The organism is Pedobacter sp. Leaf250 (assembly GCF_920984735.1).
Taxonomy (GTDB): Bacteria; Bacteroidota; Bacteroidia; order Sphingobacteriales; family Sphingobacteriaceae; genus Pedobacter.
In genome coordinates this window covers 98292-122462 of sequence record NZ_CAKLBU010000003.1, presented here as the reverse complement: position 1 = coordinate 122462, position 24171 = coordinate 98292, and the positions used below count along the sequence as shown (strand labels likewise).

The following is a 24171-nucleotide window of genomic DNA, read 5'->3' as shown; positions in this document are numbered from 1 at the left end:
GATAATTAATTAAATAAATACAAAATCATGAATATAGGAATTGTAGGAACAGGCCCACTTGGAAGCATTATAGCAGTAAAATTAATTAAAGCCGGTCATCGGGTAAAAGTAACCAATACCAGACCAATGCCCGAATTGGAAAAAATAGCTGCCGGTTTGGGGGCAACTGCGGCAACCATACAGGATGTGGTGAAAGACGTAGATGCCATCCTCTTCTCTATGCCCTTCAATGTGTATAAAAACTTACCTCAGGATTTATTAAAAATGGTACCTCAGGATGTAATAATAATGGATACTTCTAACTATACTCCTCTAAGGGATGGTGAAATTTCGGAGCTAGAGCACATACCCGAAAGTGTTTACATTTCTGAAATGCTTGGCCGTCCCCTTGTTAAGGTGTTTAACGATGTACTGGGATATACACTTGAAAACAAAGGCAAAGCGCCTGGCACAGATGATCGCATAGCAATTTCTATAGCTGGAGATAACCAGGAACATAAAAAAGTAGTCAGTCAACTCGTTGATCAGATGGGCTTTGATACCGTTGACGGTGGAAGTCTTGCCGAATCCTGGAGACAGCAGCTTGGTACGCCAGCCTTTTGTACTGAATTGAATAAAGAAGAATTAACACAGGCACTTCTTAGAGCTGACAGAGAAAAAGCCCCTGCCATCAGAGATTTTATACTTAACAAATTGGGGTACATGGATGGTTACCCTTCGTACGAAGAAATCATAGCCGTGAACCGTTCTGTAACTTCAGGGGATTTGCAACAATTTAATTAAAATCTGCTAAAAAGGCGTAACGAATTGATAATCAAAATCTAAAAGTCGATACGACAAATATAGCTGGACTTGGGCTTTCTGACGTAAAAAGCGTTCTCCTTTCTACCGTGTAATCCAAGCCTGCAAAAGCGATGGCTTCTGCACTGGTCGGATAATCCTCAATGATTGTACCCAAGCTGTGCCATGTCTTTTCCCTTACGGAAAAAAAGCTATGTTTTTGTGTTTTCTCGTTGTAATATAGGTTATGCGCCATGATCTTCATTTTTAGGGGTTCTCATTTTTGTAGTGAGTATCTCGGTATGGATAATCGTAATCTTTGGGGTGTTGGTCATCAAGAAACGGGAACTGGCCTCCAGCTCTTGCAGGGTTTCATTTAGGTTGCTGTGCTTGGTGTTTACCTCTACACGGACGATAAAAAATAGCTCTTCTGTTTTCATGGTGTCTAATTTTGGTATTGGTTTAGGAATTCGTGGTAATGGAGGTTAAAAACCGTGGGGTTTTCCTCCTGTAGGGTCTGGGCATATCTCTGCCAATACAGTTGATCAAGGAGTTCGAAAAATGCGGCATACATATACTTAAGCTTTAGGTAAAACCCTGCCCAAGGCGGGCAGGGTTAATGGAACATTATACAGGAATGGTAATTTCTGCCTCAATTTCTGCCAAGCGGTTTGTACACAGATTGCGTACGAACAAGGCAACGGCCTTAATAATTACAGGGTTTTTGGTGGAGAACTTATTGCGCTTATCGTCCGTTATCTCGATCTCGCACCCTTGGTAATAATTGGAGGTAGTGTCCTCTGCCTCCTCCTTTTGCTCGATCTCAAACTTATCGAGGTTGTCGATGGTATGCACCAACCTCCCCCTTTGCACCATTCGGCGGTGCAGTTCCTCTACTAATTTTAGGGTACTTTCTAGGTTTAACGCAGGTTTTTCCGCTTTGGCCTCCCCTCTTATCGGCTCAATCCTTTCCGCCTTTGGTGTTTCGGTGTGAACGACCGCACCGATGGACTTTGGCAACTCTAAATTTTCCTTTGTATTTTCAGTTTTTGATGTGTTTGCGGCTTCTTCTGTTTTCAATTCCTCCTTTTTCGGTTCATCTTTTATAGTTGACTTATTATCCGTATTTAGATTTGCCTTACCTGCCAAGGGTTGATAGAATGGATTCTTTGCAGTTTTGATGTCCAAGAATTCGGCTTTACCGTTGGCGTGATCGATACTTTGATTTTTCATGATTTCTAATTTTAATATTGAAAATAAATTGTTTAATGATCTCCCTAATTGGGGCAATGTTTCCTCTGCGCTCCGACTGACGCGGGATTTGGGTCGGTGGGCTTCTGTCTTTTAATGGGTCCATGGCTTAATTATTTAGTGTTCAAAGTCAGTCGGCAGGAGCCTCCTGGCTTTTTGTTAAGCCACCTCTCCTTGATACAATCCAGTTTGCAAGGCAAGACTTTGCGAAAAACAAATACGCTTTGGAGCGCAGCGAGAAAGGAAGATTTTTTTTCAGCAAACCCTTTAGGGTCCGGTCTTTCCGGCAAACGGATTGTTCAGAAATTTGCTACTCAAAATGCCTACAGGTACTTTATTGTAGTGGAAATTTTAAACAGACGAAGGGGAAGATCTGATGGAGGGTAAATAATAAATTCGGCAAAGCGAAAGGAGTAAGAAATATCTGAAAAAATTTGCTCGAGATGCTTTGTGTGATTAACTTAGACTTTGAGAGCGTTAATTTAGATAGACGGATTTATGGCCATGGTTGTATTTCCGTTTTTTGGTTTATATCTCTTACACAGATGTCTATTTTAGGTGGGCTATAAGCATGCTTTGAAAGAAGAATCCACGGGCTGCAGCTATAAATATAAAATGAATAAAAAATAAGCTCCTGCAACAAATGCTGCAGAAGCTTTGAAATTTACATCATTCCCTCATCCATAAAGCTGTAATATCCATCGCTGCAAACAATAATATGGTCAAATATCTGGAGATCAAGCAACTTACCAGCTTCGGCGAGCTTTTTGGTCAATCTGATATCGGCCTCGCTCGGGCTTGATTCTCCTGAAGGATGGCTATGAGAAAGAATGATACTACTGGCGCAGGCTTTTAGTGCGACAGCGAAGATGATTTTGGGATCGGCGATTGTGCCGGACATTCCGCCCTGAGATATATTGACAATACCCAGCACCCTGTTCCTACGATTTAACAAAATGATTTTAAATTCCTCCACAAGTTCAATTTTGTTGAGGTCCCAATTATTGATCAGTATCTGGTAAGCTTTGTTTGCACTATCGATCTGTGGTCGTTCTAAAGATTTAAATTTTGGCTTATAGCTGATTTCGATTTCAGCAAGCTGATAAAATGAATTTTCCATAATATTTTGAATTAATTATGGTACAGGCATAGGTTTTAGGGTTGCCAAAGCAAAAGAAGCAACGGAATAAATGGAAAGGAGTGCAAAGGCCACAGGAGGGTTTATGCCGGAATTTCTTTTCCGTGCCAACCCTTATAACCTAAATTGGTACCCTGATTAAATGCACCCCTTGACGTAAATGATGTTAAAAATTTATGCCCATAACCCCGGGAGTTAGCAGTTACATACAATCAAATATATTCAGGCTGTTTATCCGTAATTCACACCATTGCGAGGGGAAACGGATTTATGGGATTGACCAGAGTGATGCTCAAAAGATCCTGACCCGGAATTCATCGGTGAAGTCGGCCTTATAAACATTGAATTCAATTGCCCATTCTTCCTTGATCAGTTCTGCGATGAAAGCGGTAAAGACATTTTTAAACCTGTTAAATTCGATATCCGGTTGACAGATGACCAGGTAATAGCTGTCATTCTGCATGATCACTTCCTGCACCTTAGAACTGGTATTCCAGATCCTTCTCCTAAGTCCTCCTATTGAAAACTTTAAGATTAGTTGATAAGATGTAGCCGTGTGTTCTCAAGATGATCTAGAAAAAAAAGAATCTGACATTCCAGGTTGAGCCAACAGAAATATCAGATTCAAACGAAATCAAAGATGTCAGAAAAGGCTAAGCTGAGCTTTTGATATTTCCATACTCGCGATACTTTTCAATATTGCAAGAATGATTTTCTGGTTGTAGTTTGTTGTGTCACTATTGCCCACTTTTTCTGAAATCATATTTTTGAGTTTTCCCACGGCGTGGGTTAATGCCTCTTCTCTGGATCTGAAAATAGGGTCATAAACACAGATCCCTGAGGAAGATCCGGCAGTTCCAAAAGATACACTCATGCCGTAAGTCCACATTTGATTTGGTCCGCGACCTAGGGTAATGCTACTCTTACTTCCGTAACGGTCATTTTCAGTCAAGCCAAAATGAAGTTCCTCCTGGTCCATGAACGACGGTCTAACCAGCCAACCGTATTCATCTAATGTAATATTGGTAAAGCCAAACTGCAATCCCTTGCGATAAGCATAGACATTAAAGATGATGGATCTAAGCCTGTCTCCGAACTGTGCGAACCAGGCGAGTTGTTTCATATCCTTTTTTTGAATGGCTTGCAGGATTTCGTTGAGGAGATCTCTTTCATAGGGGATATGATTATGATCATTGAGATACTGAGTTACACTGCGTTCATTTAGCAATTCTGATGATTTTTCCATAGCAATATTTATTTTTATTGCCCATCGCAATCGCGGACTGCTTATCTGCTCAAGGGCGGCGCAGCCGTTTATACACCCTTGAACGATAATAGCAGCTTAGCGATAGATTTGCAGATTTAAAAAATAAAGGGGTATTGAAAAAACACATCCCTTAATAAAGCGGTAACAAATGCATTCGAAATATTTCAGATAGCCTGAGGGTCTTTAAAGCATTATCAGATAAAATAACATGTCAGAATAGAACAAGTGTATATTGCTGAAAGGTAAAGAATCTATTTCAGCGGGGAATCACGAAGGATTTCTGGCACTTTGTATGGAAGATACCAGTTGAGAATTTGTTGGTGAACAGATGCTAAAGGGGAAAGTGGCGGTGAGGAACTGTATGGATGAAAACTTCATTGTGCCCCTAAACTCCATGTTAGCCAATTAATTACCGAAAATGAATTTGTAAGAGCACCTGGGCGAGATTGAGCTGAAGGATAAGGAAGGAACGTGGAAAAAGCATTTGTATTGTGACTTGTGGGGTTTCGAAAATGGTAAACTGGCTGAACTTAGAGGATCTGTAACAGAAAAGAATATCCAAAACTTAAACCTACATAATAGAAAATCCCGACCAATGGCCGGGATTTATTATTTCCCAAAACAGCAATAGGTTTATTTGTCGCTATTTTTCTTCTCTGTAACTTCTGCCCTGATTTCCTGCGCTAAAACCTTAAGGTCTTGCATCGCTTTACGGACGTGGCTGTTGCACAACTCAGAAATAACCATAAAAGATAGATTAGAATGCGGCAACTTAACATTGCCGCATTTTTTATTTATAGTATTTCTTGCGGAACCAGAATGCGAGATTGACAAGTGCAATCAATGCTGGAACTTCTACCAATGGGCCGATAACTCCTGCAAATGCCTGACCAGAGTTGATCCCAAATACACCGATAGCAACAGCAATTGCCAACTCAAAGTTGTTTCCCGTGGCTGTAAATGCGATCGAAGTGCTTCTTGAGTAATCTGCCCCAAAGTATTTACCTGCAAAAAAGCTGACCACGAACATAATAGAAAAGTAGATGACCAGTGGTGTCGCAATGTGAACCACATCCATTGGTATCTGAACGATCAAGTTACCCTTCAAGCTGAACATAATAACGATGGTGAATAATAGCGCTATCAGCGTAATTGGTGATATCAACGGTACAAACTTGTTCTGGAACCAATCTTCACCTTTCAGTTTGATTAAAGCGTATCTGCTGATGATGCCCATTGCAAATGGCAGTCCCAGATATATGCCGACACTTTTGGCTATTTCTCCAATTGTAATGTTCACTTCCAGACTTTTCAATCCAAAGTAAGGAGGCAATACGGTAATGAAAACATAGGCAAAAACGCTGTACAACAATACCTGAAAGATACTATTCAATGCAATCAACCCAGCCGCATATTCGCGGTTTCCCTCCGCCAGCTCATTCCAGACTACCACCATGGCAATACAACGGGCAAGTCCAATTAGGATAAGGCCAACCATATATTCGGGATAATCCCTTAAAAAGATTATGGCCAAAAAGAACATCAACAGTGGGCCGATGACCCAGTTGAGCACCAGTGAAACGATCAGCACTTTTGTGTCCTTGAACACTTCGCCCATCTTTTCATATCTCACCTTTGCTAGGGGTGGATACATCATCAGTATCAGGCCGATTGCCAGGGGTATATTTGTTGTTCCGGTAGAGAAGGAATTGATAAAGTTCGATGATGAGGGTAAGAAGTAGCCTATAGCCACACCGATTGCCATCGCCATGAATATCCAAAGCGTGAGGTATCGGTCAAGAAAACCCAGTTTTTTCCGTTCAACTACCGGCGCACAATTGTTTGCAGACATCTTAGCGTTTTAAGTTCTCGTTAACAAAGTTCTGTGCGTATTTGCGGATCATTTCCCTCACTTCACGGAACTGTTCCATCACTTCTTCTTCGGTGCCGGTTGCTTTTGCAGGATCCGGAAAGTTATAATGGAACTTTACTGCATCGGTTGGGAAATAGGGACAGCTTTCTTTTGCATTATCACAAACGGTGATTACGTAGTCGAAATCGATATCCATGTATTCATCAATGTTGTTTGAGGTATGTCCGGAAATGTCAATGCCATCCCTTTTCATGATCTCAATGGCCTTTGGATTAACCCCATGGGTTTCAATTCCCGCACTGTATACTTCCGCTTTATCTCCGGCAAAATGTCTTAAATAGCCTTCTGCAATCTGGCTTCTGCAACTGTTTCCCGTGCAGAGCACTAGTATTTTCTTCATAAATTTTATTGTTAAATGATTTTTTTACTTCTTCTTTCCAAAAGCACCGTATCCCGCCAAATCCCGTTCTGCTTTCCAATTTTCTCCCTAACGCCGAGCGTTCTAAAGCCAGCTTTTTTATGGATGCGAAGGCTACCGATATTCTCTGGAAATATACCTGCCTGTAACGTCCATATTCCTTCTATCTCACTCAAGGCAACAAGTTCTTGCAAAAGTGCAAGTCCGATTCCTTTGCCTGGTTGTTTGGGGTCAACATATACGCTGACTTCAGCCACCCCGGCATACACGCAACGTGAAGAAACCGGTGTCAGTGCAGCCCATCCCACAACCCTATCATCAACAAATGCCACTATCCTGCAAGTGCCAAGATGCGAGCTGTCCCATTCTTCCCAAGAGGGTGCGCCGGTCTGAAAAGTGGCGTTGCCTGTTGCAATTCCTTTCTCGTAGATTGATTTCACCGAATCCCAGTCCGATGGCAATAATTTCCTGATTTCCATAACTAACGGATTAACAGCATCCGCCACCGGGAGTACAACTGTTCGCCGCACCAGCCAGATTAATCATTCCTTTTTTTGGAGCTTCTTCAACGCCGCAAGCTTCCTTTGCAAGACAGGCAGTCTGCTTGGCAATCAGCAGAAAGTTCGTTCCATCAAAGCCAAGGTCGTATTTTCCAATGGTAGCCAATTGGTATTCCACCTCAATTTCCAGGTCTTCCATGCCCAATACCTTTTCGGAAAGGGAAATGATATTCAACAGTTTACCTGCTTTCAGGCGATGTTCGTAGTCATCGGCATCCCATAATTGGAAGTTTGCTACTTTCTCATGGCGCACCTTTCCACCGCAGTCAATAAAATCTTTAGTGATGATACCCACTTCTGTTACGTGGAAATGTTCCGGTACGGTTTCTCCGTTTTCAGCCCTAAAATTAACGGCTTCAGCAGTTGCCAGGATCGTCTTGATTTCTGATAATTTCATATACTTTCTATTTACGTATCGTAATTTTACGATTGATTTAAGTAAAAAAAAGGCTTAGCAACAGCCCTTGGGATCTTGGTAAGAACCCATAAAGTCCCCAAACCATTTTTGTAAAAGGCCCCACGTTTTCGGCTCTATGCAATAGCAGACTTTCACCCCATCGATAGTGCCCTGGATGATGCCCGCATTTTTGAGCTCTTTCAAATGCTGTGAGATCGTTGCCTGCGCCAGTCCAAGTTCTTCCACCAGGTCGCCACAGATACACGCATTAGCTGAGATAATCCGTTGCAAGATTGCAATTCGAGCGGGATGTGCGATTGCTTTCAAAAGCGTTGAAAGCTCGTTCTGTTCCTTGTTGAAAATTTCAGTCTTGGTAAGTCCCATAATTTTATATCGCAATATTACGATATATTTTTCAAATGAAAAAATATTTTAATAAAAAAGCATATGAGGCAATTTCTGAAAAAAAATCCCGACCAAGGGCCGGGATTTATCATTACCCAAAACAGCGATATTTTATTTTGCGCTATTTTTTTTCTCTGTAACTTCTGCTCTGATTTCCTGAGCTAAAACCTTAAGGTCTTGCATCGCTTTACGCACACGTGTACCTGCAGCAGCGTTGCCGCCATCATAAAATTTAGTAGTGTCTGCTTCAATTGCCGACACCAGTTCTTTTACTTTTTCAAACTTTTCCATAATTGTTTCTTTTGCTGACCAAACCGTCAGCGATTATAAAATTTAATATTTGTTTACAAAAAATGAGCCACTAAAGTACAAAAACGGCTTAAATACCTAAGCCCTGACCGGCAGAAACCTCTTTTCCCTTTGATTTTGTTACAGCCTTATTTAAGGAAGGCTCTTTGAGAAACTGCTCTCTTTTTTCTGCCCTGCCATTGGCTGCAAACATATTCAGTTGAGAATAACGGGGCACCGCCTCAACCTGCAACTTTATCTGCTCGCCATTTTTTTCTACGGTAATGGATGGGCGGTCACCATTTTTAAGCTGTGCTTCGAGTTTTTCTCTCTCCTTTGGGTTCTCCAATTCCTTAATGTTGAACTTATCCAGTACTTCTTTTAAATTGAATCCATAAGACGGGTCATGGTATTGGTTCATGTTGAAGTTGGTTCTGCTCGCTTCTGTAGCATCTGTAATATCTGTCATTGCAGCAGGATCAAGTGGATTGCACCGATGGGTACGATTGAGGTCATCAAAATTTATCACGTAAAACTTCGGCTTAACCTTATACCTGTCAATATATTTGAGCAGGCAATTATATGCAATTACTGAAAGGTCGTCGTACTTAAAGTCATAAATAAACATGCTGAACCCCTTTCCCATCAGTTGGTCGATCAGGTGACGGATCACGAAATAGGATTTGCCGGCGCCTGGTGTTCCTGCGACCAACAATCCCCGGAATAGATTAATGAGATTGATCCAGCTATCACGAATCTCGCCCTTATAATTGTATTTAGCAGGCAAGTTTACAGAGAATTCGTTTTCGAGTAGCCTTTCTTCCTGGGGAAAGGTTTCATTTTCCGAATTGAATATGTCTTTTACCAAACTTTGCTTTATTCTTCTCGAAATCCAGGTACCTGCAGCCAAAATCATAAGAAAGCCATTGATGGTTACCAGACAATAAAGTCCAATCAATAATGAATCTGACCAATGTAAATACAAAAAAAAGATCCCACAGAAATATAGCAATAGCCCTGGTCCCATACAGAGATAGATCTTTTTATAGGATATGTTTTCATCTTTCCTTCCCTTTACCCCGAGCAATGATATAGCAAGAAATAAGAGTGCAGCAAACTTTGCGAGCCACCAGCCATCAAAAATTGCAAGTCTCGCCAGCTGGCCCACTATCCGATCTGTAATCTCTGAATTCCATTCCAAGCTTTTAAACATCTGGAAAAACCGGATGTAAAAATGCATGGCCAGTAGAAAAACACTAATCATTCTGCTTAAGTCGAGTATTTTTCTAAGCCCCTGAGTATCTTCACCAGTATTCATAATCTTATATTTTATTTGATAAATCTCTATTTTTTGAATGCCCTTTTTTCTTCTTCTTTTTCTTTATTCCCAACAATGGTGTGCCCAGATCAGCGCTAGGTTTCTCAAATAAAAAGTGTAAGATTCCATCTCCCGATGATTTAGCATGATCATCCCCCAAGAACGAGGAGTTAGGAATTTGACCAGGTCGCGTTTTTATATTTCGGTTTGTTGGCTCCGATAATTGAGCTTCGGGTTTTTTAAATATTTCCAGGACTGCTTTTGCACTGAAAGCTTTGCCAAGATCACTTCCATTAAATACGCACCGGGTATTGTGGTCAACATAGGTCAGTCCATATATTCTGCCCTCGTTATTTTGTCGGTATATAAGTGAAACTCCCTTTCTCCCCAATCCATCCACCAATTGATTTGAAGTCGACCCACTTGCATTTGTAAGTTGCTCAAGAATAATCCCTTTCAACGATTTAGCATGCTCTTTCCTTCTTTCCAAGTTTAATTTGAACTTACCTTCAACTTTTATCAATACCGGATTGCCTGCAAAAGAACTGGCTTTGAAAGGTATGCCGATACGGACCCCTTTATCATCCAAAACCGTATAAACAAGTCCCTTTTTTGCAAACATCACGGAATCTTCCGCTCCTCGGTCAGCAATGACATTGAAGCTCTTTAGCGCTGCATTGTATTCAGAAAACGAGGTAAACTTATAACTTCTCAAGACTGCCGTGACTATATTATAAATTGATCTTTTGGTTTGTTTCTCTCCATATTTAGCCATCTCAATATTGATTGGAGCAATTCGCTGTTCTTTGTCATGCCCCTCAGCTTTGATGAGATTATATTTCACCTCGAGCTCTTTTCTGGTTTTTTCTGAAAGTAATTTACCAATATTGTGAATATCAATCCTGGTCGAATCGGCTTTGATGTTAGTGGTGACAATATGAATGTGAGGATGGTTCGCATCATCATGCTTATATACCAAAAAAGGCTGCTCATCAAATCCAATCCCATTCATGTAGTCAACAGCGATTATTTGCAATTTTTCTGTTGGAAGTATTTCGGCCGGGTCGAAGTTGAGCATAATGTGGACTGCATTAGTCTTTACTCTGCTATTAAGCTTAGTTAAATGCTCGAACCTTGCCACCTTATGCAGCAGCTCCAGTTGCTCAATATCCAGCCCGAATCTATTGGCAAGGATTGGTGTTGCAGTTCCTAAAATAACCTTGGATTCATTGTAATTGATAAGTCCACGGATACTGCTCCCAGTTAATATCCGCGCAACCATTTCATTGACATTTTACTTACCAGTTCCAATAACCTATCTACCTTTTGTCCAACATTTTTATACAGGTCGAAGGTCCGCATAAAATAAAAAGAACGTTGCGTCTCATTTTCCGATGTATGGAAATGCCGGGTTTGCTGATTGATATTTATCCCAATTGACCGAAGTTCTTTCCGTATGGAAGCAAGTTCTTCCATTGGTGCATTCATGGTAATATCCCTGGTCAACATAAGGATTTTTTCTTTTGACAGAATATTTCTTGCAACCTCCCCTATCGATTGACAATTGCTATTGAGCAGAATTTTTTCCAACCGCTTATAGGTATTTTCGTTTACTCTGATAATGATCGGATGGGTCAACAGCTGCTCCGGAGTTTTTGATTTTTTCCTTGGCATAATCTTGCTTTTTAATTTGATTTCAGCATTTTCGAGTTCCGAGAAAATGCCCGACCTCAAGGGCGCAAGATTTTTTGTGTATACAAAAATACATCTTGCAAAACACCCGCGTGGTTAAAGTATTCCTGTAGGTCGCTCGTATTTATGGGTATCTACTTTTGTTGGTGCACCGAGAAACCATGCTTTTCAATTGCACTTTCGGGTATGGGAATATTGGCAATTGTCTTACGCAGGTTCAGTCTCAATTCCCGGTAATAAACAGGTGAGCCGGGCTTGGACCTTGGTCTTGGGGCAAATGCTTTTTTTGGTCTGATCATAATCAAAGATTTAAAAAGCAAAAGTGATAGGTTAAGCAATGGGAAAGTGGTACTTCCGAACGTAGTAGCGTTATTTTATAACGATATCCGATGGCGCGGATCAGTCCACCCCTTGTGATAGATAACGAAAAGTACAGTTAGCCTAGAACAGTGTCAACTGTACTGAGGATATTTCCAGTTTGTCAATATCCTTAAGCGTTGCAGCAATTATTTTTGGGTTATAATTGGTAGTGTCTTTATCGCCAACCTTGTCTAGCATCATATTTTTGAGTTTGGCAGTTGCATCTTTAAGTGCTTCCTCCCTATTGGCAAAGGTTTGATCATATAAGCAGATTCCGGATGACGATCCTGCGGTACCATGTGAACATGATAGTCCATAAGTCCAGATCTGATTCGGTCCATGCCCTAATGTGATTGCACTGTAAGTACCATACCTACTTTTATCAGGCAGTCCGAACAACAATTCTTCCATATCCTGAAATGATGGTCGCCTCAACCAGTCATATTCATCAAATTCAATGTTGTCAAAACCAAACCTTAAACCCATGCGGTAAGCATGAACATTGAAGAGAATTTTTGTTAAGGTATTGCCGAACTGGACAAACCATTCAATTGAGGCGCTATCCTTTTGATCAATTGCGGAAGAGATTTCTGCAACTAACAATCTTTCATATCCAATTAGATTGTGATTTTCTACATGGTAGGTTAGTGTGTCTTTTGTGAGTAAACTGACATTTGTTTCCATAACAATAAAAATTAGTTTTTTAATGCAGGAAATCATAGCTAGCGGATACCCGTCAAGGGCAACCGATCAGGTTGTTTATATACCCTTGCGGGTAAGAAATTGCCAGGTATATTTTGCATTGATAAAAACTTATTGTTTGAGAACACAGAATACGAAACTGACAAATACCCGCATTTCGGCGTAAAAGTATCAACCACAATTAAGCAGAGACTGAGCTATTCAATGATTTAGAATAATATATTAGCATTTAATAACCATTCGTAGATCTCGAGAGGTAGTACCTTGTTAAGGATTTTCGTTGAATGATGTTTTTAACTAAATTTATACCCGTACGTAACTTTCATATAAATTACAAAACCATGTATGATTAGAAAAAAGTATTTTAGCACTAGTCAGGAGTTTCTAAAGGCAAATGCAAAAATAATTGATAAGAATTACTTTGCCTTTTATAGTAGTCTTATGAACATGCTATCATCAAAGCAATTATTTCAGCTATGGGGCATATATGATTATGGGCAAGCAACCGCTTACTGTATGTGGTTCGATAAGAATATTGTAGTACACTCTTTTGGCTGGACGGATGAAACGTTGGAAGCAATTGAAGGAGATGTTGATTTCCCCACCTTATCAGGATACACGCTTTCAGGACAGCGAATTGTAATCACAGATCTTTTGGAGTATAATGATGTTCCTTACGAAGTGATAAAAGACCGTATCGTATATTCCATTGAAAGTGTAAGTCCACAAGCATTCCAAAATCAGCAAATACAAAAGGCTGTTTTAGAAGATAAATCGGAAATAGCTGAAATGTCCTATCAATATTATATGGAAGAATATCAGAGTAAAGGCCCCAGAACAGCAGAATATTTCCATGATATTACTAAGTCAGGCATCAAAAATGGGAATATATATAAACTGACAATTGATGGAAATATTTGTAGCATTGCTCAAGTTATGAGTGAAGAGAAATTTTTTCCTCTTATTGGGCAATTTTTCACCAAATCTCGATTTCGTGGCAAAGGATATGGCTATTCACTATTAACTCAGCTCAGTTCACACCTATTAGCTAAGGGTCACAGCAAGGTAGGTCTCCTCGCTGACAGAGCAAATCCTATGACAATCAAAATATTTGAGAGAGTTGGATACGTTCCCGTCTACGATCACCTATCAGTGCTAATTAAATAGTTACAAACACTAACCTCTAAAATATTCTATAACATTAATTTGCATTATCCGCATAAAATGCGGGAGAGAGTTTCAAAATTTCATTTTCTACAAATACTATTCCTTCCTTTGTTAGCTGTCCAACTTTTTCAAAAGGTCGCCATTCAACGTTCTTAAAAAGTGGATTCCCTACAATAAGGCTTCTATCAAAGTAAACCTTGTAATTCTTTCCGTTCCCATCAGCTTTTTCAAAATGTTTTTCCTCCAATTGAATATTATTAAACCCTTTAGCATGTGTTATCATTGCTCCTACAAAATAATGAGTATCATATGGCTTAATAAAAACCATATAATGAGCTCTTCTACCACTTTTATTTAAGTTATTGTCGCTCCAAAGAATATCTCCCTTTTGCGCTTCTTTATTTGGGTCATTCATAACGATAAAATTATCTATATAAGACTAAAAGCCATGATGAAATATTTCGTCATGGCTTAAGTAATCAAAATCATAAACTATCCTTTTGGTGGATAAGGATCATTACCATATGAATTACGGTCTCTAATCTGTCCATTTGGTCGATGGATTATAACTTCAGACCTTTGATTAATTGCAATACCTCTAGCTATTTCTTGTGCTTGAGATTGTGTTGCGGCTGTTCTGGTAACTCTTTCATTCCCCGCACCGCGTACTGCCCAACTCCCTTTGTGCGGTACTACATGTTGATTTTTACTCATTTTTTCTTTTCGATTTTTTTAACTGTTTGTACCTATGTTGTTTTTGGGCTACGCTCTACTTGTGCATTTGACACAAATCTGCCAGTAATTGCGCTTTATTTACTTTCACTGTTATCTTACTCATTTTTAATCCCCCCCTTCCCCTTATTAAAAATTCTCTTGAAAAATCTAGCAATGGAATTCAAGCCAAATCCCTTCACACTACTAGTAAACTCGTTTATTGGCACATCAATTTCCTTTTCAACTAGCTTTTCTTTGAAAAACTCTTCCTTCAAGTCTTTTGAATGCATTCTACCATGTTGTATTTTTTCTTGACTCCATTTGCCAGACCATTCTATTTTATTTTTTGTAATAAAATAATGCGACTGACAATCAAAATTCCAATTACCTATAGAAGGAGTTAAGGAAATTGAGCGTCCATCGAAAATCATTTTCCAGCCTGTTGGTGATAGTGGAGTTACGACCTTATTGTTACAGCCACACACACATAGGTGTATGGCTGTACAATATTCCATTGAAATGTAAAGAATGCCATTTTCAAGAACAGGAGGCATAAACTCAACAAATCTATATTGTAGCTGTCCCATCTTCGTTGAAAATTTTAGAGACACCTATTGAATAAGAGCTATGATGTTCTTGTTCGAGGTCTACATAGAATCCACTAAATTTTTTCCACTTCAAAACTGCAAAACCTGCATTAATAAGGTTGAGGTCGGCAATCTGAATATTTGAAGCGTACTCATTATCTTCATTATCATCCTCAAATATTCGATTAACTAGATGATCGTGTTTTTCCTTAGTTCCAGAAGTTACCCTTGTTGCGCCTGTTAATTTGCCGTTTACAATGTTCACTCCTAGACCTACATCGATAAATGAAACTCCTTTTGAAACCAGATAATCAGTGATGAATTTTCTGACAAGGTTTTTATCAATACATATAAAAACATAGCTCATGCTATCTAATTCGTGGATATTTGCTTTGGTGATGTAGTAGTTATGCGAAACAATCCCTCTGTGCATATTTGAATAAATACCACACAAGAAGTCTGCTTTTTTTTGATTTTTCTCAAGATCAGAAATTGATGCCGCTCCTGGAGCACGAAACGCATTATGCTGGTCAAAATTATCTCCATCAAAAAGGTGAATCTCTCTAACCGGAGTTTTGGAAATAAGGTCTAGAGCATATGCACCAGTACCACCCAATCCTATTATAGCGATTTTTTGTCCTGCAAACTTGCCATTCAGCATTTCGATATTAGCTCTGCTTGAATTTGTATCGATATATTGAAATACTCCGTCATCTTCCGTTGATGCAATTAGCTTGAATGTCTTTTCCGTAACCGTCTCATCAAGAAATTTTGCGGGAGCTGAAATAATATCCGCATACCTTTTAACCTTTTCATAATAATTTGGATAGCCATTTGGCGGCTTATTTGAAAAAGAATGATTTATCGTTAAACCTTCGCAAAGCTGCGTGGTATTATTTCCATGTTGAATTGACGAAATTATAGTGCCATCAGCATTACAGGGATTTTCCCCAATAAAATTTATCACATGAGTTTCAGGACATCCCGTCTGTGTACTACTACTAAGCGTTAGAGTGCTTACTAATGTACCATAACAAATCTCCTTTTTTTGATTTAAATAAGGTACATGGTGGATAAGTAAATATCCACCTTGTAAACCTATTTCATAACCTTCGTCTCTAAGACGCTTAAGGTCAGGACTAAGATTGATCAGTTGCTGTGACATCGAAGATCATCTTATTTTTAACCCTGATTATAGAACCTTTAACCATTGTGCCCTCAGGCTTTGGCTCAACTCCACGACTATAAGTAACGGTATAGCCCCTGCGTGGATTATCATCGAACGACCCAAAAGCAAGAACCACAACCTGCTCGAAGGAAATTTTCCTTAGTTGCCATTTTTTAGGCTCAGCATTGACTATAATGGTGTACTCAACCAATTTTGGAACCGATACAAAATGTTCCTTTCCATCTCTTGCCAAATCGACAATTTCATCATCGTCAATAAAATCATCTTGATAATCTCCTTTTAAATCTAAAAAGAGATCTTCATCAGGGCTAATCTTACCAAGTTCTCTAATCTGAACACCTCTGATATACTGCTTGTACCAAACAAATGGAACCTTGTTTATGGTAAAGTCTAGCTTACGTTTAACAAAAAAGTATTCTTTGTCTGGCCTTGCCAAGTTGACCTTAGTTATATTTTCGATTAGCTCATCTTTGTATGGCTTATTGATTGACAAAAACAATTCGGTTTCCAATGGAATTCCGCCAAGTTGTTTTAATTCTGCCCCAGTCTTGTATTGATCAAAGGTCTCGTACTTTTTGCCCTCGATGAAAAATTCTAGCGGAACTTTTGGCTCGTGCGAGCTCGTTTCTTTATTTTCAATTTGCATTGTTAAAATATTTAATGGTAAAAAAATATACTCCTAATCATAAGCATCAGTAGGTGCTTGTCCTGAATAGTGGACTCAAGTATGTTTCTGCGTGCTGATCAATTTAGCACCAGATGGAGTTAACTTTTTTACGCTTAAATATTGCAGATTTGAAAATTTTACTACATTTGAAGTGCGAAAACAAATATAATTTCTTCCAGCTACGCAATTGCTGGGACGGAATTTTCAAATTACAATACCAGCGGCTAACCCTTCTGGTATTTTTTTATGTCCTATTATCTGGTAACAAATGTAAAATTAGTAGTTAACAATACAAAACATTTTTACAAAAAAGTTTTCAACACTATAACGATAGTTTGTATCACAAACAATGTGTTTGTTAGAGCAACACTATTTGGAAATTTAATTATATATTTGTATATTGTGTAAAATAAAGACAACAACAATTTGGACTTTTATCAAAAATTGGGCGAAAACCTTAAGGAGGCGAGGATTAAATCTGAAAAAAGCCAAGAGGCACTCGCAAAAAGTATGGGACTTAGCCGTGTTACGGTTGTAAATATTGAAAAGGGCAGGCAGAAAGTAATGGTCCATAATCTGGTCGAAGCGGCCAATTTTTTAAACGTTAACATTGGATCTTTAATCCCAAATCAACAAGATGCCCCGAAGCTGAATGACGATGTCATTACGAAGATTAATAAAAAATTCACAGATGAGTTAAAAGCGAACTCTGTTCAGGACTTTGTGAGAGCAACATTTTCTAGTATTAATAAATAGCATGAAAAAATCAATTTCAATTGACGAAATTGAAAATAAGGCATCCTTATTTTTAATAGAATTCAACATCCATGAACCTTTTGTGCCCATTGAGCAAATAGTTAAGGGCAATAACATTAATCTCATGCCCTATGATTTTGACGACGAAATTTCGGGTGTTCTAGTTATAAAGGATAATATTGCCACAATCGGGTATAATAAGGCTAATTCGAAAGAACGAATTCGCTTTACTATAGCGCATGAATTTGCACACCACACCTTACACTGGAAACCGCAAGCGAAATCCAATCAGGAGGTTTTTGTTGACAAGGATCTGTTTATGAAATTTAGAAATACGTTAAATGAGTATAATCAGGAGGAGGTTAGGATTGAACAGCAAGCGAATGCATTTGCCGCCGCAATCCTAATGCCAAAGCATTTTATCGAGAAAGAATTAAACAAAGTCGAATACCAAAAATTAAAAGAAACTAATATTATACAAAAGCTAGCATCAAAGTTTAAGGTTAGTGAACCAGCAATGACCTATCGACTAGCAAATCTTCAAATGTTTTATTAGTGCTTCAATAACTCTCTCATTATGAATGAAGGCAAATTCCACTTTCACATTCCAAAAGATAATATCAGAATCGAAAAGTATAAGAAAACTGGTTTTGGTGTAAGCTTTACAAGAAGCAACTATTCTGAGCACGGTAAGAGGCTACTAGATCAATATGATAAACTTTTATTGAACGAATCAAAAAAAAGCGATTACGATTTGACCTCTCAAATATTTTTCAATATTGAAGTACCAACTGACAGAGATATCAAAAACGAAAAATTCAAACTCCAAAGCCTGGGGATTACTCTTATTAACTACTCAGGAAAAAATTCATCGATCGGTACTGCGTCAATAAAAAAAGAATCTTATGATAGTCTGATTGGAAAAATCGAGACTTATAAAGATTCTCAAGACCACAGGGGAAAAAGCAATATTTCAATAATTGAGAATGTCTCATCAATTGAAACAAACCAAAAAATTGACGAGATAGACGTTGCAACCGAAAAAATTGTTTCATTAGTGTTTTCCCTTTTCACAACACTTCCATTTATTGAGAAAGAAAGAGTGTCTGCGAAACTAGTAAATTCATTAACTGCTATTTCGACTGAAGCAAAATATCGAATTTTCGGAAATGGACTTTGTATCATAACATGTAAAGTTCAAAATAAAGAGATTGTTAATTTAGTAAGTCAATTTAGCAGCATATGTGAAGTAAAATATAATTCGACTAGCATAATTACTAATGCAATGCCTCCACTATACACACTCCCGTCCGCAATAAAAGTTTCCAAACCAACATCAAACTCATCTATATGCATCATAGACTCCAGCATTAATCGACACACAAATGTATTTGATGGGTTGGTAACCAAAATTGAGACATTCTTGCCTTCAGGCAGTAAGTATCATGCGTATGACCATGGCACTTTTGTTGCAAGTAGATGTATTTTCGGAGATAACTTAGATGACTGTTTGAGCACTGGGAAGTTAACACCATACTGTAAGATAATGAATGTACAGGTTTTCGGAAAAACACTAGGTGGGGTTGTAATTGGACATGATATTTCAACTTTGATGGGTATAATTGAGGACGTTGTTGTTGAAAACCACAAGAAAATAAGAGTTTATAACTTATCGATCGGAAACGACGCCTCCGTTGGTCATGGTGTATATTCAAATTTCGCTAAACTCCTTGATTACTTGACCAAAAAGTATAAGGTTCTTTTCGTTGTTGCTTGTGGAAACATTCGCTCACTCAGCCCTCCTTACCCCCTTAACCATTTTTCAAATCCATTGTCTAGGATAAATTCACCGGCAGAATCTTTGCTTGCGATTAGCGTTGGTTCTATCGCTAAATTTTTTAATGACACATCACTAGCCCAGCATCATGAGATATCGCCATTTTCAAGGGTTGGTCCGGGAGTTGACGGAGGTATTAAACCTGAATTGGTAGCACATGGAGGGAACTTACAATCTACATATGCTCATTCTCCTAGGCTTGGAACCTATGGCATTTCTGGTGATGGAAATGGATTATGTGTCGATAACGGTACTAGTTTTTCTGCTCCGTTGATTTCCCAATTCGCACAAAGATTATTTGACCTCTACCCAAAAAGCAATCCTAATCTTATTAAGTCACTTCTATATCATTTTTGTGAAACTAGAAATGTGCCCAAGACAGTCACAGCTAACCATAAGCATTATGTCGGCTTTGGAGAACCAATTATAGAAAGGGCAGAATTTGCCACTGCAAACAGTGGAGCTTTTATTTATGAAGGCAAGCTAGATCAGGATAACTATCAGTTTGTCAAATTTCATATACCTAAAACATTATCTGAAAATAATAAGGATTCAAAATTGAAAGTAAAGATAACTATTACTTATGATCCCACTGTAAATATTAACAATGACAACGAATATTCGCAATCTCGCATATCAGCATCTCTTTGCAAGCCAACCTCTGGAGGCATGAAAGAAATTGGAATTTCAGATGAGAGTACTTACGCCATACCATGGAATCCTATAATTCATTTCGAAAAGTCTTTCACAAGATCATATTTAAGTGGAGCATGGGAAGTAAGATTGCGTCTATATACGAGAGGCGAGATACCGACCAGCTATAAACAAGACTATGCTATAACAATTGAGATCGTCGATACAGAAAAGAAGGTAGATGTTTATTCAGATATTATTCATGAATTTGGCTCAATTTATAAAAGATTTAAACTTAGACTTGCCGCTTAACTTAGTAAGAAAGGGTTATGTACAGATCTTAGTGACCGGCTTTCAATCCAAACTGTACACTTACCTGTAGTCCCAATTTCAATTAATCTATCTTATAGATACAAGATCATCCAAAGCTTCAGCTTTCAGTTTTTAACATTGCGGCATCCGCTCCACAGGGTTTCACCAAGATACATTGGCTTTCTTAATATCTGAGAGGCCAAGTCGGGCTTCGGGGAGGAGGCATGAAGGCCTTAAAAATAACGAATCCACAACAGTTGGAAAAGAAATCTTATGATCCATTTAGTGGGTTTTAACTAGAGTAACGAATTTTGTTGTCCCGACGACACTAACATGATTCCCCGCCCCTTATAGCGAGGATATCCTCCTATTGGTAAACATTTTACGTTATATATAACGTAAGTGATAGCTATTACTGATTAAGTGATTTATATTTAGGTTTAAATGCGAGTTATGACAGTAAATAAAGAAAGTGCTGAAAATCCAAAACTGAACAATCAGGAATTTCTTGAAATGGTGATAGATCTATCCAGAAAGATCAATGACATTCACCAGCTACACTTTTCAGAACATCAGTTAAAAAAGCGTAAAAATCAGAAACAAAAGTTTCTTGCAGAAATCTTGACAAGTCCTGCAAGAAACCCTAAGAAAATTTAAATGGCTGGAATGGCTTTATCCGACCTAACGAATTTCAGCAGTTCTTTCAGATAGGTTTCCGTTTCCGATAGACTGCCATGCCTATTGGCCGAACAAATTTCTGCAAGGGTCCATCCTGCCCGGAACTTCCTCACGTTAGACAGATGTTTGAAAGAATAGAGTGTATAGTTTTTATCCAATAAACCTGTAGCATCCAAACATTTTTTGAATCTATTATAGGCATAATTCTCTGCGCACATACTCTGTGAGATAAATGTTTGGGCAGAACCGAGCAGGAAATATTCTTTATCGAATTTTTCTATTTGTAGTTTATCCAATTCAACTCTTAAGCTCACATCAATATTTACAGGAATTGATTTTTTATTCTTCGACACGGTACCGGGCACTGTAATGGTATTTTCCTCCAGATCAATGTACTTTAACTGAAGAAACCTAAGCTCCTTTGGACGGATGCAGGTGTAATAAATCATCCGCACAAATAGCTGACAATATTTATCATGCCTATCAAGCCAATCCATAATAACCTTAAAATCGCGTTCAGTAAAAACCTGATGGGACTGTGTCGGCATTTTTTTTCGCGTCTCACAGTCCGTTACAGGATTCTCGGGAATATATTTATTGACCTTTAAATAACGAAAGAAATTATTGAGGCCGATCCTGCAATTATTGTAAGTGACCCCCGCCCACTTTTCCTCCCTTTCCTTGAAATTAAGAAAATCCGTAATCTCAAAATCACTGATCGTATTTACCTTTTTACTACCTCCATGATACTTAATAAAAGAATTGACTGTTGAACGGTAAGTACTGATTGATTTAGGCCTGGTTCCTTTTGCTTTATGATAGGATTCAAAAAGAACCAATGCTTCATCAAGATCAATGCCTATTAGCTCCTTTTTTAGCCTGGCATTTGCCTGCTCATCCAATGGATTCCAACCGCCTTCGAGCGCAATGCGGTAAGCTTCGCACAGATTATTAAAGTTTTTAAGCTTTTGCCTCGGATCTTTAATCCTGTTGAGCTTCCTGGTCACCCTGATCCGCTCCATCCGTTCTTCTGCTGCATTGTGAAAAAAGAACTCCACGTACCAACTTTGCCTGGCAATCTCTTTTTCCATTGTACTTCCCGAGGGAACTTTGATAATGTTCCGCCCTTTTACGACACGGGGGACAGTATATGGCAGCTCAGGAATCTCCATGAGGTCAAAATTAGGGCCACGGGGAGTTCTTCCCTGGAACTTACGTTCGGAATACCCAATGTTTTTTTCTTTTTCTTCAGAAGAATTTTGATTTTTTCGCAGTGCCGGACGGGTTGATTTTTCAGTTCCCGATGCGTTTAGTGGCAGACTTGTGTCAGAGTTATGGCCTAAAAAAACTTCTAAGTCATTGTTTTTCAATGACTTAGAAGTTGATGTGGAGAATATCGGATTCGAACCGATCACCTCTTCACTGCCAGCGAAGCGCTCTAGCCAAATGAGCTAATCCCCCAATATTGTAAATCTAAAATAGAAATGATCAATTTATGTCAAGCCATCCGCTTATGCAGCAAAAATAGCAAATACTTTTTCTAAAGCAAGGGAAATTAAAATTTCAATTTAACTGTAAACAAACTCATGAAACAAACAATGCTCATTGCTGATGGTAGCGGATATTGAATAAACAAAAAAAGCACAAAGGTTGCGGTAAGCAATAACATGCAAAACATGAATGCTTTAAACACAGAACCCATGTAAAACATTGCTATAGTTGCGATAATATAAATTGGAATTATAACTGCGGTTAGAAACATTAACCGAAAATATAATTCAAATATTAAGTGTTAATTATCTTAAGATTAACTTCTTGATTTATTGTTTAATAGCGTTTGATATTCATCAACAAACTGTGCTACATGAAAGCCATCCATTAGGGCATGATTAACGTGGATGGAAACCGGCATAATTTTCCTATTATTTTCATCCCGAACTTTTCCAAAAGAAATTTTTGGACAACTATCATTGTACGAGAACTTGCGGGCATGAGACATGGATGTAAAATTTAACCAAGGTAGAGCCGAATAATGAATTACGTTTTCTCCAGATGAAGATGGGATTAATCCAGAGGTTAGTTTTACTTTTTCAATTTCATTTAAAGCCTCAATTTCAAAAAGTTTAAAATCAGAGAAGTAATCCATGTAGCCAAAACCGAAAGTTCCATTCGGGCGGTTTATGGTTGCCGCAGCATTTACAGTATCGTATTTCCAAACCTCGCCCTCGATAATGCGATAACTAAAAGGTTCTATTTTATTGGCCGCCAGCAACGATTTGTGAAGGTAAAGCAAAAAGAACGAAACGCTCGTTTCTTTTGCTTCATGGTAAGTTGATGTGCAATCCACATCTACAGTAACCCCAAAGAATGGTTCTTCAAAGGCGTTAAAAAATTCAAAATGGTCTTTTCTGATCCAGGTATTTATATCTATTTTTTCTCTCATTCAATTAATTTTGGTAAAACATCTGCTAAACTTTCTACCTGATAAAAATTAGGGTGCTCGATGGTATGGTCTATCCTTTCATGCACCCAAGTGGTGTGGTATGGTATATGAACGGCATGCCCACCTATAGTCAGCACGGGCAGCACATCCGATTTAAGCGAATTGCCCAGCATCAAAAATTCTTCTGGCTTGCAATCGAGGTGTTTAATCAACTTTTGATAATCTTTCTCCTGTTTATCGCTCATAATTTCAATGTGATGGAAATAATGATCCAACCCAGATTTAGTGAGCTTTCGCTGTTGATCTAACAAATCACCTTTTGTGGCCACAACTAACCGGTATTTACCATGTAGAGCCTTTAAAACTTCTTCAACACCATCCAATAATTCGATAGGTTTATTAAGCATTTCCTGCCCCAGTTGTATGGCTTTGTTAATTACCTCTGGATTTACTTTCCCTTCAGTAATTCGCAATACGGTTTCAATCATACTCAACATAAAACCTTTAATTCCATAACCATAAAGTGGCAGGTTATCGATTTCCGTTTTCAGCAATTCGGCTACCACACTATGGTGAGGCATAAAATCTTCCAAAAGCCCTGCAAACTTTTCTTCGGTTTCGCGGAAGTAAGGTTCATTTACCCAGAGTGTATCATCAGCATCAAAAGCAATTACGGTAATTTGATTGTTCATAGTATTGCAGTAATTTAGTGCTGCAAATGTAAATCAAACTAAAAATA

Annotated in this window: 28 protein-coding genes, 1 tRNA gene and 2 pseudogenes; 6 read left to right on the top strand and 25 right to left on the bottom strand. The window is 38.5% G+C overall.

Going from position 1 to position 24171, the window contains the following annotated elements:
- Positions 1 to 27: 27 nt before the first annotated feature.
- Complete coding sequence (locus tag LUA91_RS03800; protein ID WP_231424697.1) at positions 28 to 783, top strand: NADPH-dependent F420 reductase; 756 nt, start codon at positions 28 to 30, stop codon at positions 781 to 783.
- Between the two features lie 73 nt (positions 784 to 856).
- On the opposite strand, the pseudogene LUA91_RS03795 reads toward LUA91_RS03800, so the two are convergent.
- The 16 genes and pseudogenes from LUA91_RS03795 to LUA91_RS03720 all read right to left on the bottom strand — a co-directional run.
- Positions 857 to 1036: pseudogene (locus tag LUA91_RS03795) on the bottom strand (alpha/beta hydrolase); the annotation flags it as partial.
- On the bottom strand, positions 1026 to 1220 hold the full coding sequence (locus tag LUA91_RS03790; protein WP_231424696.1) for a hypothetical protein: 195 nt from the start codon (positions 1218 to 1220) through the stop codon (positions 1026 to 1028). The pseudogene LUA91_RS03795 and the gene LUA91_RS03790, both read right to left, overlap by 11 nt.
- A gap of 187 nt (positions 1221 to 1407) precedes the next feature.
- Entirely contained in the window at positions 1408 to 2013 is a 606-nt protein-coding gene (locus LUA91_RS03785; RefSeq protein WP_231424695.1) for a hypothetical protein, read from the bottom strand.
- Between the two features lie 682 nt (positions 2014 to 2695).
- Positions 2696 to 3151 carry a RadC family protein gene (locus tag LUA91_RS03780; protein WP_231424694.1) on the bottom strand — a complete coding sequence of 152 codons (456 nt, stop codon included), beginning with the start codon at positions 3149 to 3151 and terminating at the stop codon, positions 2696 to 2698.
- Between the two features lie 661 nt (positions 3152 to 3812).
- Positions 3813 to 4415, bottom strand: a complete 603-nt coding sequence (locus tag LUA91_RS03775; RefSeq protein ID WP_231424693.1) for a hypothetical protein — start codon at positions 4413 to 4415, stop codon at positions 3813 to 3815.
- Positions 4416 to 5069: 654 nt separating this feature from the next.
- A pseudogene (locus LUA91_RS03770) lies at positions 5070 to 5159 on the bottom strand (histone H1); the annotation flags it as partial.
- 67 nt (positions 5160 to 5226) lie between these two features.
- Positions 5227 to 6288 carry an ACR3 family arsenite efflux transporter gene (gene arsB, locus LUA91_RS03765; protein ID WP_231424692.1) on the bottom strand — a complete coding sequence of 354 codons (1062 nt, stop codon included), beginning with the start codon at positions 6286 to 6288 and terminating at the stop codon, positions 5227 to 5229.
- Between the two features lies 1 nt (position 6289).
- The gene (locus tag LUA91_RS03760; protein ID WP_231424691.1) at positions 6290 to 6709 is read right to left on the bottom strand and encodes an arsenate reductase ArsC; all 420 of its coding nucleotides are present in this window, start codon (positions 6707 to 6709) and stop codon (positions 6290 to 6292) included.
- 11 nt (positions 6710 to 6720) lie between these two features.
- A complete protein-coding gene (locus LUA91_RS03755; RefSeq protein ID WP_231424690.1) occupies positions 6721 to 7206 on the bottom strand; it encodes a GNAT family N-acetyltransferase in 486 nt (161 codons plus the stop codon).
- Positions 7207 to 7216: 10 nt separating this feature from the next.
- Positions 7217 to 7684, bottom strand: a complete 468-nt coding sequence (locus LUA91_RS03750; RefSeq protein WP_231424689.1) for a DUF6428 family protein — start codon at positions 7682 to 7684, stop codon at positions 7217 to 7219.
- 54 nt (positions 7685 to 7738) lie between these two features.
- Entirely contained in the window at positions 7739 to 8068 is a 330-nt protein-coding gene (locus LUA91_RS03745; protein ID WP_231424688.1) for a helix-turn-helix transcriptional regulator, read from the bottom strand.
- A gap of 132 nt (positions 8069 to 8200) precedes the next feature.
- Positions 8201 to 8380, bottom strand: coding sequence for a histone H1 (locus LUA91_RS03740; RefSeq protein ID WP_231424687.1), 180 nt, complete (start codon positions 8378 to 8380; stop codon positions 8201 to 8203).
- A gap of 88 nt (positions 8381 to 8468) precedes the next feature.
- Positions 8469 to 9695, bottom strand: a complete 1227-nt coding sequence (locus tag LUA91_RS03735) for a YWFCY domain-containing protein (RefSeq protein ID WP_231424686.1) — start codon at positions 9693 to 9695, stop codon at positions 8469 to 8471.
- 4 nt (positions 9696 to 9699) lie between these two features.
- Positions 9700 to 10977, bottom strand: a complete 1278-nt coding sequence (locus LUA91_RS03730; protein WP_231424685.1) for a relaxase/mobilization nuclease domain-containing protein — start codon at positions 10975 to 10977, stop codon at positions 9700 to 9702.
- Positions 10959 to 11369 (bottom strand): mobilization protein, encoded by a 411-nt coding sequence (locus tag LUA91_RS03725; protein WP_231424684.1) that lies wholly within the window; start codon positions 11367 to 11369, stop codon positions 10959 to 10961. The genes LUA91_RS03730 and LUA91_RS03725 overlap by 19 nt, the downstream gene beginning before the upstream one ends.
- A gap of 459 nt (positions 11370 to 11828) precedes the next feature.
- On the bottom strand, positions 11829 to 12431 hold the full coding sequence (locus LUA91_RS03720; RefSeq protein ID WP_231424683.1) for a hypothetical protein: 603 nt from the start codon (positions 12429 to 12431) through the stop codon (positions 11829 to 11831).
- A 363-nt stretch (positions 12432 to 12794) separates the two neighbouring features.
- Here LUA91_RS03720 and LUA91_RS03715 point away from each other — a divergent pair, with 363 nt between their 5' ends.
- Positions 12795 to 13616, top strand: coding sequence for a GNAT family N-acetyltransferase (locus LUA91_RS03715; protein ID WP_231424682.1), 822 nt, complete (start codon positions 12795 to 12797; stop codon positions 13614 to 13616).
- Positions 13617 to 13650: 34 nt separating this feature from the next.
- Here LUA91_RS03715 and LUA91_RS03710 read toward each other — a convergent pair whose 3' ends face one another.
- The 5 genes from LUA91_RS03710 to LUA91_RS03690 form a co-directional block, all read right to left on the bottom strand.
- Positions 13651 to 14031, bottom strand: coding sequence for a hypothetical protein (locus tag LUA91_RS03710; protein WP_231424681.1), 381 nt, complete (start codon positions 14029 to 14031; stop codon positions 13651 to 13653).
- Positions 14032 to 14108: 77 nt separating this feature from the next.
- Positions 14109 to 14330: a DUF2188 domain-containing protein gene (locus tag LUA91_RS03705; RefSeq protein ID WP_231424680.1), complete on the bottom strand. Its 222-nt coding sequence runs from the start codon at positions 14328 to 14330 to the stop codon at positions 14109 to 14111.
- 116 nt (positions 14331 to 14446) lie between these two features.
- A complete protein-coding gene (locus LUA91_RS03700; RefSeq protein WP_231424679.1) occupies positions 14447 to 14917 on the bottom strand; it encodes a DUF6527 family protein in 471 nt (156 codons plus the stop codon).
- The gene (locus LUA91_RS03695; protein WP_231424678.1) at positions 14898 to 16082 is read right to left on the bottom strand and encodes a ThiF family adenylyltransferase; all 1185 of its coding nucleotides are present in this window, start codon (positions 16080 to 16082) and stop codon (positions 14898 to 14900) included. The genes LUA91_RS03700 and LUA91_RS03695 overlap by 20 nt, the downstream gene beginning before the upstream one ends.
- The gene (locus LUA91_RS03690) at positions 16057 to 16752 is read right to left on the bottom strand and encodes a multiubiquitin domain-containing protein (protein ID WP_231424677.1); all 696 of its coding nucleotides are present in this window, start codon (positions 16750 to 16752) and stop codon (positions 16057 to 16059) included. The genes LUA91_RS03695 and LUA91_RS03690 overlap by 26 nt, the downstream gene beginning before the upstream one ends.
- 465 nt (positions 16753 to 17217) lie before the next feature.
- Between LUA91_RS03690 and LUA91_RS03685 the strand changes: the two genes are divergently transcribed.
- From LUA91_RS03685 to LUA91_RS03670, 4 genes are all read left to right on the top strand, one after another.
- Positions 17218 to 17529: a helix-turn-helix domain-containing protein gene (locus tag LUA91_RS03685; RefSeq protein ID WP_231424676.1), complete on the top strand. Its 312-nt coding sequence runs from the start codon at positions 17218 to 17220 to the stop codon at positions 17527 to 17529.
- 1 nt (position 17530) lies between these two features.
- Positions 17531 to 18085 (top strand): ImmA/IrrE family metallo-endopeptidase, encoded by a 555-nt coding sequence (locus LUA91_RS03680; protein ID WP_231424675.1) that lies wholly within the window; start codon positions 17531 to 17533, stop codon positions 18083 to 18085.
- Between the two features lie 21 nt (positions 18086 to 18106).
- Positions 18107 to 20311: a S8 family peptidase gene (locus tag LUA91_RS03675; protein ID WP_231424674.1), complete on the top strand. Its 2205-nt coding sequence runs from the start codon at positions 18107 to 18109 to the stop codon at positions 20309 to 20311.
- Positions 20312 to 20764: 453 nt separating this feature from the next.
- The gene (locus LUA91_RS03670; protein ID WP_231424673.1) at positions 20765 to 20968 is read left to right on the top strand and encodes a hypothetical protein; all 204 of its coding nucleotides are present in this window, start codon (positions 20765 to 20767) and stop codon (positions 20966 to 20968) included.
- Here the strand turns inward: LUA91_RS03670 and LUA91_RS03665 are convergent.
- From LUA91_RS03665 to LUA91_RS03650, 4 genes are all read right to left on the bottom strand, one after another.
- Positions 20965 to 22359: a site-specific integrase gene (locus tag LUA91_RS03665; RefSeq protein WP_231424672.1), complete on the bottom strand. Its 1395-nt coding sequence runs from the start codon at positions 22357 to 22359 to the stop codon at positions 20965 to 20967. The two genes, LUA91_RS03670 and LUA91_RS03665, sit on opposite strands and share 4 nt — an antisense overlap.
- A 17-nt stretch (positions 22360 to 22376) precedes the next feature.
- A tRNA-Ala gene (locus LUA91_RS03660) sits at positions 22377 to 22450 on the bottom strand.
- 346 nt (positions 22451 to 22796) lie between these two features.
- Positions 22797 to 23432, bottom strand: coding sequence for a chloramphenicol acetyltransferase (locus LUA91_RS03655; RefSeq protein WP_231424671.1), 636 nt, complete (start codon positions 23430 to 23432; stop codon positions 22797 to 22799).
- Positions 23429 to 24124 (bottom strand): HAD family hydrolase, encoded by a 696-nt coding sequence (locus LUA91_RS03650; protein WP_231424670.1) that lies wholly within the window; start codon positions 24122 to 24124, stop codon positions 23429 to 23431. The genes LUA91_RS03655 and LUA91_RS03650 overlap by 4 nt, the downstream gene beginning before the upstream one ends.
- Between the last annotated feature and the right edge of the window lie 47 nt (positions 24125 to 24171).

Coding starts and splice junctions, on each gene's coding strand:
- LUA91_RS03800 (WP_231424697.1), top strand. CDS start 28: ATGAATATAGGAATTGTAGGAACAGGCCCACTTGGAAGCATTATAGCA.
- LUA91_RS03790 (WP_231424696.1), bottom strand. CDS start 1,220: ATGAAAACAGAAGAGCTATTTTTTATCGTCCGTGTAGAGGTAAACACC.
- LUA91_RS03785 (WP_231424695.1), bottom strand. CDS start 2,013: ATGAAAAATCAAAGTATCGATCACGCCAACGGTAAAGCCGAATTCTTG.
- LUA91_RS03780 (WP_231424694.1), bottom strand. CDS start 3,151: ATGGAAAATTCATTTTATCAGCTTGCTGAAATCGAAATCAGCTATAAG.
- LUA91_RS03775 (WP_231424693.1), bottom strand. CDS start 4,415: ATGGAAAAATCATCAGAATTGCTAAATGAACGCAGTGTAACTCAGTAT.
- arsB (WP_231424692.1), bottom strand. CDS start 6,288: ATGTCTGCAAACAATTGTGCGCCGGTAGTTGAACGGAAAAAACTGGGT.
- LUA91_RS03760 (WP_231424691.1), bottom strand. CDS start 6,709: ATGAAGAAAATACTAGTGCTCTGCACGGGAAACAGTTGCAGAAGCCAG.
- LUA91_RS03755 (WP_231424690.1), bottom strand. CDS start 7,206: ATGGAAATCAGGAAATTATTGCCATCGGACTGGGATTCGGTGAAATCA.
- LUA91_RS03750 (WP_231424689.1), bottom strand. CDS start 7,684: ATGAAATTATCAGAAATCAAGACGATCCTGGCAACTGCTGAAGCCGTT.
- LUA91_RS03745 (WP_231424688.1), bottom strand. CDS start 8,068: ATGGGACTTACCAAGACTGAAATTTTCAACAAGGAACAGAACGAGCTT.
- LUA91_RS03740 (WP_231424687.1), bottom strand. CDS start 8,380: ATGGAAAAGTTTGAAAAAGTAAAAGAACTGGTGTCGGCAATTGAAGCA.
- LUA91_RS03735 (WP_231424686.1), bottom strand. CDS start 9,695: ATGAATACTGGTGAAGATACTCAGGGGCTTAGAAAAATACTCGACTTA.
- LUA91_RS03730 (WP_231424685.1), bottom strand. CDS start 10,977: ATGGTTGCGCGGATATTAACTGGGAGCAGTATCCGTGGACTTATCAAT.
- LUA91_RS03725 (WP_231424684.1), bottom strand. CDS start 11,369: ATGCCAAGGAAAAAATCAAAAACTCCGGAGCAGCTGTTGACCCATCCG.
- LUA91_RS03720 (WP_231424683.1), bottom strand. CDS start 12,431: ATGGAAACAAATGTCAGTTTACTCACAAAAGACACACTAACCTACCAT.
- LUA91_RS03715 (WP_231424682.1), top strand. CDS start 12,795: ATGATTAGAAAAAAGTATTTTAGCACTAGTCAGGAGTTTCTAAAGGCA.
- LUA91_RS03710 (WP_231424681.1), bottom strand. CDS start 14,031: ATGAATGACCCAAATAAAGAAGCGCAAAAGGGAGATATTCTTTGGAGC.
- LUA91_RS03705 (WP_231424680.1), bottom strand. CDS start 14,330: ATGAGTAAAAATCAACATGTAGTACCGCACAAAGGGAGTTGGGCAGTA.
- LUA91_RS03700 (WP_231424679.1), bottom strand. CDS start 14,917: ATGGGACAGCTACAATATAGATTTGTTGAGTTTATGCCTCCTGTTCTT.
- LUA91_RS03695 (WP_231424678.1), bottom strand. CDS start 16,082: ATGTCACAGCAACTGATCAATCTTAGTCCTGACCTTAAGCGTCTTAGA.
- LUA91_RS03690 (WP_231424677.1), bottom strand. CDS start 16,752: ATGCAAATTGAAAATAAAGAAACGAGCTCGCACGAGCCAAAAGTTCCG.
- LUA91_RS03680 (WP_231424675.1), top strand. CDS start 17,531: ATGAAAAAATCAATTTCAATTGACGAAATTGAAAATAAGGCATCCTTA.
- LUA91_RS03675 (WP_231424674.1), top strand. CDS start 18,107: ATGAATGAAGGCAAATTCCACTTTCACATTCCAAAAGATAATATCAGA.
- LUA91_RS03670 (WP_231424673.1), top strand. CDS start 20,765: ATGACAGTAAATAAAGAAAGTGCTGAAAATCCAAAACTGAACAATCAG.
- LUA91_RS03655 (WP_231424671.1), bottom strand. CDS start 23,432: ATGAGAGAAAAAATAGATATAAATACCTGGATCAGAAAAGACCATTTT.
- LUA91_RS03650 (WP_231424670.1), bottom strand. CDS start 24,124: ATGAACAATCAAATTACCGTAATTGCTTTTGATGCTGATGATACACTC.